This is a genomic window from Streptomyces sp. DH37, assembly GCF_029813835.1.
GTDB lineage: Bacteria > Actinomycetota > Actinomycetes > Streptomycetales > Streptomycetaceae > Streptomyces.
Map to the genome: position 1 here is coordinate 1 of NZ_JARVKV010000104.1, position 12,778 is coordinate 12,778.

The 12,778-nt window shown below is 74.3% G+C and carries 9 protein-coding genes and 1 pseudogene; 5 read left to right on the top strand and 5 right to left on the bottom strand.

Annotated features, from left to right (window positions below):
• Positions 1-74: 74 nt before the first annotated feature.
• Together QC029_RS29330 and QC029_RS29335 are read right to left on the bottom strand one after the other, a co-directional pair.
• Positions 75-1,100 (bottom strand): annotated as a pseudogene (locus QC029_RS29330) (arabinogalactan endo-beta-1,4-galactanase); the annotation flags it as partial.
• Between the two features lie 282 nt (positions 1,101-1,382).
• Entirely contained in the window at positions 1,383-3,389 is a 2,007-nt protein-coding gene (locus tag QC029_RS29335; protein ID WP_279558874.1) for a beta-galactosidase, read from the bottom strand.
• 199 nt (positions 3,390-3,588) lie between these two features.
• On the opposite strand from QC029_RS29335, the gene QC029_RS29340 reads away from it, so the two are divergent.
• The 4 genes from QC029_RS29340 to QC029_RS29355 all read left to right on the top strand — a co-directional run bounded on the left by QC029_RS29340 (position 3,589) and on the right by QC029_RS29355 (position 7,858).
• Positions 3,589-4,881 (top strand): ABC transporter substrate-binding protein, encoded by a 1,293-nt coding sequence (locus QC029_RS29340; protein ID WP_279558875.1) that lies wholly within the window; start codon positions 3,589-3,591, stop codon positions 4,879-4,881.
• Positions 4,882-5,018: 137 nt separating this feature from the next.
• A complete protein-coding gene (locus QC029_RS29345) occupies positions 5,019-5,888 on the top strand; it encodes a carbohydrate ABC transporter permease (protein WP_279558882.1) in 870 nt (289 codons plus the stop codon).
• The gene (locus QC029_RS29350) at positions 5,885-6,742 is read left to right on the top strand and encodes a carbohydrate ABC transporter permease (protein ID WP_279558876.1); all 858 of its coding nucleotides are present in this window, start codon (positions 5,885-5,887) and stop codon (positions 6,740-6,742) included. The genes QC029_RS29345 and QC029_RS29350 overlap by 4 nt, the downstream gene beginning before the upstream one ends.
• An 84-nt stretch (positions 6,743-6,826) precedes the next feature.
• Positions 6,827-7,858: a LacI family DNA-binding transcriptional regulator gene (locus QC029_RS29355; protein WP_279558877.1), complete on the top strand. Its 1,032-nt coding sequence runs from the start codon at positions 6,827-6,829 to the stop codon at positions 7,856-7,858.
• A gap of 40 nt (positions 7,859-7,898) precedes the next feature.
• Here QC029_RS29355 and QC029_RS29360 read toward each other — a convergent pair whose 3' ends face one another.
• Both QC029_RS29360 and QC029_RS29365 read right to left on the bottom strand, forming a co-directional pair.
• Complete coding sequence (locus QC029_RS29360; RefSeq protein ID WP_279558878.1) at positions 7,899-9,032, bottom strand: aminotransferase class V-fold PLP-dependent enzyme; 1,134 nt, start codon at positions 9,030-9,032, stop codon at positions 7,899-7,901.
• Between the two features lie 219 nt (positions 9,033-9,251).
• Complete coding sequence (locus QC029_RS29365; RefSeq protein ID WP_279558879.1) at positions 9,252-10,781, bottom strand: aldehyde dehydrogenase (NADP(+)); 1,530 nt, start codon at positions 10,779-10,781, stop codon at positions 9,252-9,254.
• A gap of 198 nt (positions 10,782-10,979) precedes the next feature.
• Here QC029_RS29365 and QC029_RS29370 point away from each other — a divergent pair, with 198 nt between their 5' ends.
• On the top strand, positions 10,980-11,777 hold the full coding sequence (locus tag QC029_RS29370; RefSeq protein WP_279558880.1) for an IclR family transcriptional regulator: 798 nt from the start codon (positions 10,980-10,982) through the stop codon (positions 11,775-11,777).
• A gap of 281 nt (positions 11,778-12,058) precedes the next feature.
• On the opposite strand, the gene QC029_RS29375 is transcribed toward QC029_RS29370, so the two are convergent.
• Complete coding sequence (locus tag QC029_RS29375; protein ID WP_279558881.1) at positions 12,059-12,679, bottom strand: carboxymuconolactone decarboxylase family protein; 621 nt, start codon at positions 12,677-12,679, stop codon at positions 12,059-12,061.
• Positions 12,680-12,778: the final 99 nt, after the last annotated feature.

Below are 12,778 nucleotides of genomic sequence, written 5' to 3' on the forward strand. Positions count from 1 at the left end.
GGACCGCCGCGGCGGTCCCGCCCCGTCGCCGTGGGCGCGCGGACGGGCGCGCGGGGAGACCCGAGGGCGCGGGGTCAGCCGCGGCCCAGGACCCCCAGCGCCGGGAGGGCGCGGCTGTCGTAGTCGAAGAGGGCCTGGTTCTCCCAGCCGTTGCCGGAGGCCGGGTCGGCCGGGTCCCAGCCGTTGCCGGGCACGGCGGTCCAGGTGGGCTCCCACCAGAACAGCCCCAGGCCCCGCCCGCCCGGGACGGCGGCGACGACGGCGGTGATGTCGCGCAGCCAGGCGGTCTGCCCGGCGGGGGTGGCGGGATAGCCGGGGACGAGCTCGGAGGGCCGGTCGATGATGTTCTCCAGGAAGTCCTCGCTGTCCAGCCGGAAGGGGTAGGCGGTCTCCGCGACGAAGACGTCCCTGCGGTAGCGGGCGGAAACGTCGTCGAGATTGGCCTGGAGGTCGGCGAGCGTGCCGTGCCAGTAGCCGTAGAAGGACAGGCCGATGACGTCGAAGGGCACGCCGTGCGCCACCGCGTTGTCGAACCACCAGCGGGTGGCCTCGTTGCGTCCGCCCTCGGCGAGGTGGAGGGCGACGCGGATGCCCGGGGAGGCCGCGCGGGCGGCCTCGGCGCCGGCCCTGAGCAGCCCGGCGAGGCGGGGCCAGTCGTCGGTGGAGCCGTCGGGCCAGAGCATGCCGCCGTTGATCTCGTTGCCGATCTGGACCATGGCGGCCGGGGTGCCCTGGGCGCGCAGCGCGCCCAGGACGTCGGCGGTGTGGTCGCGCACCGCCTGTTCCAGCGCGGCGCCGTGGAGGCTCTCCCAGGCGGCGGGCTTGTACTGCTTGCCGGGGTCGGCCCAGGTGTCGGAGTAGTGGAAGTCGACCAGGATCCTCATGCCGGCCTCGTTCAGCCGCCGGGCCGTCCGCAGGACCTGCGGCTTGGTGTGGTAGCCGTCGGCCGGGTCCACCCAGACCTTCAGACGGCCCCAGTTGACCCCCGCCCCGGCCAGGATCCGCACGGCGTCGCCGGTCCGGCCGTCGGCGTGGCGGTAGGTGCCGCCCAGGTCCTCGCTCTTGGCGAGGGAGGAGACGTCCGCGCCGCGGACGCGCAGGCGCGGGGCGGCGGACGCCGTGCCGGGGACGGCGGTGGCCAGGGCGGGGGCGGCGAGAGCGGCTGCTCCCAGCCTCAGGACGGTGCGTCTGCGCATGGCGGGGCTCTTTCTTCCTCGGTTTCTTCCGTGGTCTGCTGTGGAGCGCGGTGACCCGCTGTGACCCGCTGTGACTCCCCGTTACCCGCCGTGACCCGCTGTGACCTGCCGTGAAGCGCGGTGGAACGGGGTGGACCGCGCCCCGGCCGGACCGCTCCGGCCGGGGCGCGCGGGGCGGCCGGGGGCTCAGCCCTCGAGGCGGACCACGCGGACCCCGCCCGCGGGCACCGCGAGACGGCCGGCCACGCGTGTGCCGCCGAGCAGTTCCGTGCCGGCCCCCTCCAGCGGCACCTTGGCGTCGGCGCTGGTGTGGTTGAGGGCGAAGAGGTAGGTGCCGGACTCGCCGGAGCGGCGGACCACCTCCACGTCCCGCGGGAGCTCGTCGCGCGGCGCGATGCCGGCGTCGGCGGACGCCGCGGCCAGGACGGCGTCGAGCCCGTCCGCGCCGAGCCGCGTGGAGACGTACCAGGCCGTGCCCGCGCCCAGCCGGTGGCGGGTGACGGCGGGGCCGCCCGCGGCCGGGCCGTCGGCGTAGGACCACACCGTCTCGGCGCCGCGCGTCACCACGGTCTCGGCCCACACGTCGGCCTCCAGCGACGGGCCGTCGCCGGAGCGGAGCGTCACGGTCCGCCCCGCCCGCAGCGGCTGGAACTCCTCGACCGTCAGCCCCAGCACGTCCCGCAGCGCGCCCGGGTGCGGGCCGGGGTGCACGGCGTCGTGCTCGTCGACGATGCCGGAGAAGTACGAGACGACCAGGGTGCCGCCGCCCTCGACGTAGGCGCGCAGGTTCTCCCCGGCCTCCCTCGTGGCCAGGTAGAGGGCGGGGACCACCACCAGCGGGTACGCGGCCGCCTCCGCCGGACCGGTCCCGGGGGGCAGGAAGTCGGCGGTCAGATGGCGGTCGAAGAGCGCGGCGTACCAGGCCTCGGCCCGCTCGCGGGTGTCGAGGTCCTGGCTGGGGCGCCACTCCAGCTTCTGGGCCCACCACGACTGCCAGTCCCACACCACCGCCACGTCCGCGACGGTGCGGGTGCCGCGGATCTCCTCCAGCGCGCCGACGTGCGCGCCGAGTTCGGTCACCTCGCGCCAGATCCGGCTGTCGGTGCCGGCGTGCGGGACCATCGCCGAGTGGAACTTCTCCGCGCCGAAGCGGGAGGCGCGCCACTGGAAGAACATCGCGCCCTCGGAGCCTCGGGCGATGTGGGCCAGGGAGTTGCGGGCCATCTCGCCGGGCCGCTTGGCGATGCCGCGGCGCTGCCAGTTGACGCCGCTGGTGGAGTGCTCCAGCAGCAGCCACGGCCCGCCGCCGGCGACCGAGCGGGTCAGGTCGGCGGCCATCGACAGGTTGACGTGGTTGCGGTCGTCCTCGGCCACCAGGTAGTGGTCGTTGGTCACGAGGTCGACCTCGCGGCCCCAGGCCCAGTAGTCGATGGTGTCGCACTGGGTGGGCGAGACCATGAAGTTGGTGGTGACGGGCGTGCCCGGGGACAGCTCGTGCAGCAGGTCGCGCTCGCGGCGGAAGTTCGCCAGGGCGCTGTCGTTCGCGAAGCGGGCGTAGTCCAGGCGCTGCGCGGGGTTGCAGACGGTGGGGGTCGCCCGGGGCGGCCGGATCTCCTCCCAATCCCCGTAGACCTGGCCCCAGAACGTCGTGCCCCAGGCGGCGTTGAGGGCGTCCAGGGTGGTGTAGCGCTCCCGCAGCCAGTCGCGGAAGGCGGCGGCGGAGGTCTCGCAGTAGCACTCCAGGACCGGGACGCCGTACTCGTTGTGGACGTGCCACATCACCACCGCCGGGTGGTTCCCGTAGCGCTCGCCCAGCGCGCGGGTGACGCGGGCGGCGGCGGCCTGGTAGGCGGGCGAGTTGTGGCAGATCGCGCCGCGTGAGCCGAACTCCCAGCGCACGCCCTCCCGGCTGACGGGCAGCGCCTCGGGGTGGGCGCGGTAGAACCAGGCGGGCGGCACCACGGTGGGGGTGGCCAGGTCGACGCCGATGCCGTTGTCGTGCAGCAGGCCGACGATCCGGTCGAGCCGGCCGAAGTCGAAGACGCCCTCGGCGGGTTCGACCATCGCCCAGGAGAAGATCCCGACGCTGACCATGGTCACCCCGGCCTCACGCATCAGCGCGACGTCCTCGTGCCAGACCTCCTCGGGCCACTGCTCGGGGTTGTAGTCGCCGCCGTAGGCGAGGCGCACCATACACGACCTCCTGGGTCGGGATCCGGGCCCGGACGGGCCGGTCCGAGAGAGAACTGGGAAACAACCGGGAAGAAACTGGGAACGTTCACAGCCGTGCATCGGCCGCGCTTCCTAGAAAACATCAAGCCCCGAACCATTGACAAGAGTCAGTCGGGTTTCTCTACTGTGCACGTTCACAGCGCCTTGTCAGGGAGGAAACATGAACCACCGCACCGTCGCGGCGTGCACCGCGGTCGCTCTGGCGGCCGCCGCCCTCACCGGCTGCGGCTCGTCGGAGGACGACGCCGGGTCCGGTCCGGCCGAACTGACCTACTGGGCCTGGGCGCCGGGCATGGACAAGGTCGTCGCGCTCTGGAACGAGGAGCACCCGGACGTCCGGGTCACGGTCAAGAAGCAGGCCAGCGGCGACGACCTGGTGACCAAGACCATCACCGCGGCCAAGGCCGGCGAGGCCCCCGACCTGGTGCAGGCCGAGTACCAGGCGCTGCCCACCCTGGTCGGCAACGACGTGCTCGCCGACATATCCGGCGAGGTGGCCGGGGCGGAGGAGGAGTTCGCCCCCGGCGTCTGGCAGCAGGTCACCCTGGGCACCGACGCGGTCTACGCCCTGCCGCAGGACTCGGGGCCGATGATGTTCTTCTACCGCCAGGACCTCTTCCGGGAGTACGGCCTGTCCGTCCCCACCACCTGGGAGGAGTTCGCCGACACCGCCCGCGCGCTGAAGGAGAGGGCCCCGGACAAGGACCTCACCACCTTCTCCAGCAACGACGCCGGCCTCTTCGCCGGCCTCGCCCAGCAGGCCGGCGCGCGCTGGTGGACCACCGAGGGGCAGACGTGGAAGGTCGCGATCGACGACGCGGCCACCCGCAGGGTCGCCGACTTCTGGGGCTCCCTGGTCGAGGAGGGGGCCATCGACAACCAGCCGATGTACACCCCCGCCTGGAACAAGGCCCTCAACACCGGCAGGCAGATCGCCTGGGTCAGCGCCGTCTGGGCCCCCGGCACCCTCACCACCGCCGCGCCCGACACCAAGGGGAAGTGGGCGGTGGCGCCGCTCCCGCAGTGGGAGAAGGGCGCGAACACCACCGGCAGCTGGGGCGGCTCGACCACCGCGGTCACGAACGACTCGGAGCACAAGGAGGCCGCCGCGCGGTTCGCCACCTGGCTGAACACCGACCCGAAGGCGCTGGCGGCGCTGGTGAGGGAGGGCGGCATCTACCCCGCCGCCCAGGCGGCCCAGAGCGGCGACGCCCTGGCGAAGGCACCGGACTTCTTCCCCAACCAGCCCGACTTCTACGAGCGGGCCGCGCGGATCGCCGAGGGCACCGCGCCCGCCGCGTGGGGCCCGAACGTCAACGTCGCCTACAGCGCCTTCAAGGACGCCTTCAGCAAGGCCGCCAAGGACCGGTCCGGTTTCGGCGCGGCGCTGCGGACCATGCACGAGGCGACCGTGGCGGACCTGGAGAAGCAGGGCTTCGAGGTCTCCGAGTGACACCGGTGACACGCGTGAGAGGCACCACGGCGGCCGGTGCCGGGAAGACCGCGCCGCCGGCCCGCGGGGGCTCGGGGACGCGGCCGGGGGGCGCGCCGCGCAGGACGAGCGGCGCGCGTCGGGCGCCGTACCTCTTCCTGCTGCCCGCCGCCGCCCTGTTCCTCCTCTTCTTCGCGCTCCCCGTCGGCTACGCCCTCGACCTCAGCCTGCGCAGGGTCGAGGTCAAGGGGCTCGGCCTGGGCAAGGGGGCGCGCGAGGAGGTGTGGGCCGGCCTGTCCAACTACACGGACGCGCTGACCGACCCCGAACTGGCCGCCGGCGCGCTGCGGGTGCTGGGGTACGGCCTGATCGTCGTCCCCGTCATGCTCGGCCTCGCCCTGTTGTTCGCCCTGATGCTGGACGCCGACCGGGTCCGGGGCCGCTCCTTCACCCGGCTGGCGATCTTCCTGCCGTACGCCGTCCCCGGGGTGATCGCGGCGCTGCTGTGGGGCTTCCTGTACCTGCCGGACGTCAGCCCGCTCCACTTCGCGCTCGGCGAGCTCGGCCTGCCCGAGCCGGACCTGCTCGACGGCGGGGCGCTCTACGTCGCGCTCGCCAACATCGCGGTCTGGGGCGGCACCGGCTTCAACATGATCGTCATCTACACGGCGCTGCGCGCGATCCCCGCCGAGGTCTACGAGGCCGCCCGGCTGGACGGCTGCTCGCAGCTGCAGATCGCGCTGCGGATCAAGATCCCGATGGTGGCGCCGTCGCTGGTGCTGACCTTCTTCTTCTCCGTCATCGCCACGCTCCAGGTGTTCAGCGAGCCCACCACGCTCAAGCCGCTGACCAACAGCGTCCCCACCACCTGGAGCCCGCTGATGAAGGTCTACGAGGACGCCTTCGTCCGCGGCGACATCCACTCGGCCGCCGCCACCGCGGTGGTCGTCGCCGCGGTCACGCTCGTGCTCTCCTTCGGCTTCCTCCGGATCGCGAACTCCCGTACCAGGCAGGGGGAAACCCGATGACCGCCGCCGCTCCCGCACGCGCCCCGCGCCGCGTCGCGCCGCTGCCCACCGCCGCGCTGTTCCTGGGCGCGCTCTACTGCCTGCTGCCGGTCGCCTGGGTGGTGGTCGCCTCGACCAAGTCCGGCCGCGAGCTGTTCTCCACCTTCACCTTCCTGCCCGGCACCGGCTTCGCGCGGAACCTGGCGGACCTGTCGGCCTACCGCGACGGCGTCTACTGGCAGTGGATGGCCAACTCCGCCCTCTACGCCGGGCTCGGGGCGCTGCTGTCCACCGCCGTGTCCGCGCTGGCCGGCTACGCCCTGGCCGTCTACCGCTTCCGCGGCCGGGAGGCCGTCTTCAACGTGCTGCTCACCGGGGTGCTGATGCCCCCGGTCATCCTGGCCGTGCCGCAGTACCTGCTGCTGGCCGAGGCGAACCTGACCGACACCCACCTCTCGGTGCTGCTGCCGTCGGTCCTGTCCCCCTACGGCGTCTACCTGGCCCGGATCTACGCCGCCGCGGCCGTACCGGCGGACGTGGTCGAGGCGGGGCGGATGGACGGCTCCGGCGAGTGGCGGATCTTCCGCTCCCTGGCCCTGCCGATGATGCTGCCGGGCCTGGTCACGGTCTTCCTCTTCCAGTTCGTCGCGGTCTGGAACAACTTCCTGCTGCCGTACATCATGCTCGGCGACGACGAGAAGTTCCCGGTCACGCTGGGGCTGTTCACCCTGCTCCAGCAGGGGTCCAACGCCCCCGCCCTCTACACCCTGGTGATCACCGGGGCCCTGCTGGCCGTCCTGCCGCTGATCGCCCTGTTCCTGGTGATCCAGCGGTTCTGGAGCCTGGACCTGCTCTCCGGAGCCGTAAAGTCCTGAACCGGGAGCCGGAGGGCCGGGAAGATCGCGGAGAATCGCAGGGGACGCGGGAGAGCGGGGGAGACGAACGAGGATGGTCACCGCATGAGCAGCAGCGAGCGGCGGCGCCCGCCGACGATCCACGACGTGGCGCGGGAGGCCGGGGTCTCCCGCGGAACGGTCTCGCGGTTCCTCAACGGCGGGCACAACGTCAGCCCGGCCGCCGCGGACGCGGTCAGGGCGGCGATCCGCAGGACGGGCTACGTCGTCAACCGGCACGCCCGCAGCCTGATCACCGGCCGCTCCGACTCGGTGGCCTTCCTGCTGACCGAACCGCAGGAGAAGCTGTTCGAGGACCCCAACTTCAACGTGCTGCTGCGCGGCTGCACGCAGGCGCTCGCCGCGCACGACGTCCCGCTGCTGCTGATGATCGCCGGCACGCCCGCCGAGCGGCGGCGCGTCGTGCGCTACGTCACCGCGGGCCACGTCGACGGCGTCCTGCTGGTCTCCAGCCACACCGGCGACCCGGTGGCCGAGCAGCTCATCAAGGCCGGGATACCGGTCGTCGCCAGCGGCAAGCCGATCGACCGGACCGGGCGCACGGCCAGGATCGCCCACGTGGCCGCCGACGACCGGGACGGCGCCCGGGACATGGTGCGGCACCTGGTGTCGCTCGGCCGCCGCCGCATCGCCACGGTCACCGGGCCGCTGGACACCCCCGGCGGTGTGGAGCGCCTGGCGGGCTGGCGCGAGGTGCTGGACGGGGCCGGGCTCCCCGCCGGCGACGAGCTGGTCGCCCACGGCGACTACAGCCGCGACAGCGGGGAGCGGGCCGCCGCCGAACTGCTGGAGCGGGCGCCGGACCTGGACGCGCTGTTCGTCGCCTCCGACCTGATGGCGCGGGGCGCGCTGACCGCCCTGGAGCGGGCCGGGCGCCGGGTGCCGGACGACGTCGCGGTCGGCGGCTTCGACGACTCCCCCGCCGCCGTCGCCGGCCTCCCGGGACTGACCACCGTCCGCCAGCCGTGGGACCGGATCAGCTCGGAGATGGTGCGGGTGCTGCTGGCCCTGATCGGCGGCGAGGAGCCCTCGGCGGTCATCCTGCCGACCGAGCTGGTGCGACGGGAGTCGGCGTAGCGGCACCGGCCGGTGCCGCCACGCCGCCCCGCGCGGCCGGTCACGCCGGGGGCAGCGCCGCCAGCAGCCGGTCCACGTCCTCGGCCGTGTTGTACAGGTGGAAGGCGGCGCGCAGGTTCCCCGCCCGGACGGAGACCTCCACGCCCGCCTCCTTCAGCGCCTCCGCCGCCCCGCCCAGCCCGGGCACCGCGACGATCGCCGAGTCGCCGGGCACCGGGCGGTGGCCCAGCCGCGCGGCGCCGGCGCGGAAGCGGGCGGCCAGGGCGCGGTCGTGGACGCCGATCGCCTCCGGGCCGGCCTCCTCGACCAGGGAGAGGGAGCGCTCGGCGCCCAGGTACGGCAGGAAGGCCGGGGAGGTGTCGAAGCGGCGGGCGGAGCGGGCGAGTTCCTCCACCGTCCCGTAGCAGCTGTCCCAGGGCCTCTCCCCCGCGACCCATCCGGCCTGGAGGGGCACCAGGTCCCCGCCGTCCTCGGGCACGGTGAGGAAGGAGGTGCCGCGGGGGCACAGCAGCCACTTGTAGGCGCCGCACACGGTGTAGTCGAAGGCGCCCGGGTCCAGCGGCAGCCAGCCGGTGGCCTGGGTGGTGTCCACCAGGGTGCGGGCGCCGTGGGCCCGTGCGGCCCCGGCGACGGCCGCGAGGTCGGCGATCCGGCCGTCCGCCGACTGCACGGCGCTGACGGCGACCAGCGCGGTGCCGGGCCGGACGGCGTCCGCCAGCTCCGCCAGCGGGGCGGTGCGCAGCTTGAGGTCGGCGCGCATCGCGAACGGGTTGACCAGGGAGCTGAAGTCGCCGTCCGCGGCCAGCACCTCGGCGCCGGGCGGCAGCGAGCCCGCGACCAGCGAGACGTGCGCGGAGACGGCCGAACCGAGCGCCACCCGGGTCGGGGCGAGGCCGGCGAGCCGGGCGAAGCGGGCCCGCGCCTCCTCGATCACGGCGAACCAGCGCGTCATGTCGATGCGCCCTTCCACCGTCTCCCGGACCGCCTCCCGCAGGGCGTCGGCGGTACGGGCGGGCGTGAGGCCGTGCGAGGCGGTGTTGAGGTAGGCGGTCCTCGGGGCGAACTCGCTCCGCACGAGGGCCGACAGCTCCGGCTGCTCCGGCAGGTTCGGCTGCTCCGGCTGCTCCGGCTGGTTCGGCTGGTTCGGTGTTCCCGGCAGTGAGGTGGTCTCCATGGACGCCACTCTGTCGCCCCGGTTCGCTCCTGTCCATGGCGAATTGTCTTGGCCGGAGCCAAAGCCTTCCTTATGACCGCGACCGCGCTCCCCCGTCCCGCTTTCACCACGGCCGTGGCCGCCCTCGGCGAGGGCGGCCACGGAGGGAGGGGTGCAAGGGGCCCGGGGGCTCGGAGCCCCGGGAACCCCGGGACCGGGGGCCCCGGGAACCCCGGGAACTCAGCCCTCGCGCCGCCCGTCCACCCGGCGCGGCAGGCCGAGCGGGTTGTCGTCGCGCAGTTCCTCGGGCAGCAGCGCCGGCGGGGTGTCCTGGTAGGCGACCGGGCGCAGCCAGCGCTCGATGGCCGTGGCCCCGACCGAGGTGGAGGTGGAGGTGGTGGCCGGGTAGGGGCCGCCGTGGTGCTGGGCGGGGGCGACGGCGACGCCGGTGGGCCAGCCGTTGACCAGGACGCGCCCGGCCAGTCCGGTCAGCTCGGCGAGCAGCCGGGCGGCGGGGCCGTCCTCCTCGCCGGCCTCCTCCTCGGCGAGGTGGAGGGTGGCGGTGAGGTTGCCGGGCAGCCTGGAGAGCACGGCGCTGACCTCGTCGGCGTCGCGGTAGCGGGCGACGACGGTGACCGGCCCGAAGCACTCCTCCAGCAGCAGGCCGTGCTGCTCGGAGGCGGCGAGCTTCTCCGCCGGGACGGTGAAGAAGCCCGCGCCCACGGTCTGCTCCTCGCCCTCGGCCGCGGCGACCGGGGCCGTCACGCCCTCCAGCTCGGCGCGGGCCTTCACCCCGGCCAGGAACGCCTCGCGCATCCGGGTGTCCAGCAGCGGCCCGCGGGCGGCCTCGGCGACGGAGCCGGCCAGGGCGTCCAGCAGGCGGTCGCCGTCCTCGCCCTCGGGGGCGAGGACGAGCCCGGGCTTGGTGCAGAACTGCCCGCTGCCCATCGTCATCGACCCGGCCAGCCCGCCGCCGATCCGCTCGGCGCGCTCCCTGGCCGCCGCCTCGGTGACGACGACCGGGTTGAGGCTGCCCAGCTCGCCGTGGAAGGGGATGGGGACCGGGCGGGACGCGGCGGCGTCGAACAGGGCGCGGCCGCCCCGGATGGAGCCGGTGAACCCGGCCGCGGCGACCAGCGGGTGCTTGACCAGCTCCACGCCCGCGTCGAAGCCGTGCACCACGGAGACGACGTCCTCGGGCAGGCCGGTGCGGGCGGCGGCGCGGCGCAGCGCGGCGGCGCACAGCTCGGAGGTGGCCGGGTGGTCCGGGTGCGCCTTGACCACGACCGGGCAGCCCGCCGCGAGCGCGCTGGCGGTGTCGCCGCCGGGCACGGAGAAGGCCAGGGGGAAGTTGGAGGCGGCGTAGACGGCCACGACGCCCAGGGGGATCTTGTAGCGGCGCAGATCGGGCCGGGGCGGGGTGAGCGAGGCGTCGGCGTGGTCGATGGTGACGTCCAGGTACGCGCCGTCGGCGACCTCGTCGGCGAAGGCGAGCAACTGGTAGGTGGTGCGGCCCAGTTCACCGCCCAGCCGGGCCTCGCCGAGGGCGGTCTCGGCGTCCGCGGCCGCGACGATCTCCTCGCGCGCGGCCTCCAGCTCCTCGGCGGCCGCGCGCAGCAGGGCGATCCGGGCGGTACGGCCGGCCAGCTCGCCGCGGGCCGCGTGGGCGGCGCGTACGGCCGCGTCGACGTCGGCGGCCGTGGCCTCGACCGCGACCTGTTCGCGCCGCTTCCCCGTCCTGGGGTCGACGCTCCACACTGGTACTGCCACCGCTGAACTCCTCCTTCGAGACGGCTGCCGGCCGGGCGACCGCGGGGATCGACGGGCCGACCGGGGGGCGCGTCCGGGATCCTGGGGCTCCAGGGGCTGTCCCCCCGGAGACCTTGTTCGATATGCTGAACACTGTCCCGATGTGTGAACTATTGCTCGGGACTCTATGGCGGGTCGAGCGAAAGGGTCAAGGTCGGTATGACGTCTGCGCGCGGGGGCGCCCCCGGAAGGAAACCGGAGGCGGGCGGGGCACAGGTCAAGTCGGCGGTGCGCACCGTGGAACTGCTGGAGTTCTTCGCCGGACAACCCGGCATGCACACCCTCGCCGCCGTCCAGGAGGCCGTCGGCTACCCCAAGTCCAGCCTGTACATGCTGCTGCGCACGCTCGTGGAGCTGGGCTGGATCGAGACCGACGCCACCGGCACCCGCTACGGCATCGGGGTGCGCGCCCTGCTGGTGGGCACCTCCTACATCGACGGCGACGAGGTCGTGGCCGCGGCCCGGCCCACCCTGGACCGGCTCTCCGACGACACCACCGAGACCATCCACCTCGCCCGGCTGGACGGCACGAACGTGGTCTACCTCGCCACCCGCCAGTCGCAGCACTACCTGCGCCCCTTCACCCGGGTGGGACGGCGGCTGCCGGCGCACTCCACCTCGCTGGGCAAGGCGCTGCTGGCGACGTACGACGACGACCAGGTCCGCGCGATGCTCCCGGAGACACTGGCACCGCTGACCGAGCACACCGTCACCGACCGCGAGAAGCTGATCGGGGAGCTGCACCAGATCCGCGAGCAGGGCTACGCGGTGGACCGCGAGGAGAACACCCTGGGACTGAGGTGCTTCGGCGTCGCCATCCCCTACCGCACCCCCGCGCGGGACGCCATCAGCTGCTCGGTGCCGGTGGCGCGCCTGACCCCCGCCCACGAACAGACCATCAGGGAGGCCCTGTTCGACGCGCGGGACCGGCTGACCCTGGCCACCCGGCGGCTGTAGCCGCCGCGCCCCCGCTCCCCGGCCGGGGACCGCGGGCCCCCTCCCCCGCGCGGGGGAGGGGGTTCCCCATCGCGCGGGAAGCGCGGCCAGGGCGCCGGGCGGGAACGTGGGGGCATGGCACCCACGGAGAACGCCCGCGGCGCGGGGACGGACGAACGCCGGGACGGCCGGACGGACGGCGGTGGGGGCGGCGGTGGGGGCGGCCACGGTCAGGACCCGTGCGGCCGCCGCCCCTGCCGTCCCCACCGGACCCGGCGCCCACGACCGCGCCCGGACGGCCGTCACTCCCACGGGACCGGCTTCGCCGCGTCCGGCCCCGGCCGGGCCGGCGCCGACGGGCCGCCCGGCGCGCGCGAGGGCACCTCGCAGCTCTCCGAGAAGCCCTGCCCGACCAGGCCGAACGCGCTGTTGACCCGCGACCGCATGTTCTCCACCGCGACCATCACCGTCAGTTCCACGAACGCCTTCTCACCCAGCCGCCCGACCAGCTCCCGCGCCATGTCGTCGGTGACCGCGGGCTCGGTCTCGGTCATCGCCTCGGCGTACTCCATGACCCGCGCCTCCAGGTCGGAGAAGAGGTCCCGGTGCTCGCGCCAGACGGGCACGCACCGGACCTTCTCCATCGGCAGCCCCAGCTCACGGGCCTCCCACCGGCCGAAGTCCATGCACCAGGAGCAGCCGATGCGGGCCGCCGAGGCCATCACGGCCAGGTGCTTCAGAACCGGGTCGAGCGCCTTCCACCTGGCGACCCCCAGCTCGAAGCGGCCACCGGTGAGCAGCACGCGCGGGTGGTGCCCCATCGCCGCGACGGGGTCCAGCACACGGCCGTACCTGCGCCGCGAGTACCACCGGCCGATGCGCGCCACCGGGTTGCGGGGCGGGTCGAGGGAGATGCGGGCCATGGCGAGCCTCCTGTGGTGTGTGTTCCTTCCCTGCCGTCCCCAGGACGGATCGCGGCCCGCGTTCCGTGACATCCCGCGGCGTCCGGCGGGCCGTCGGCC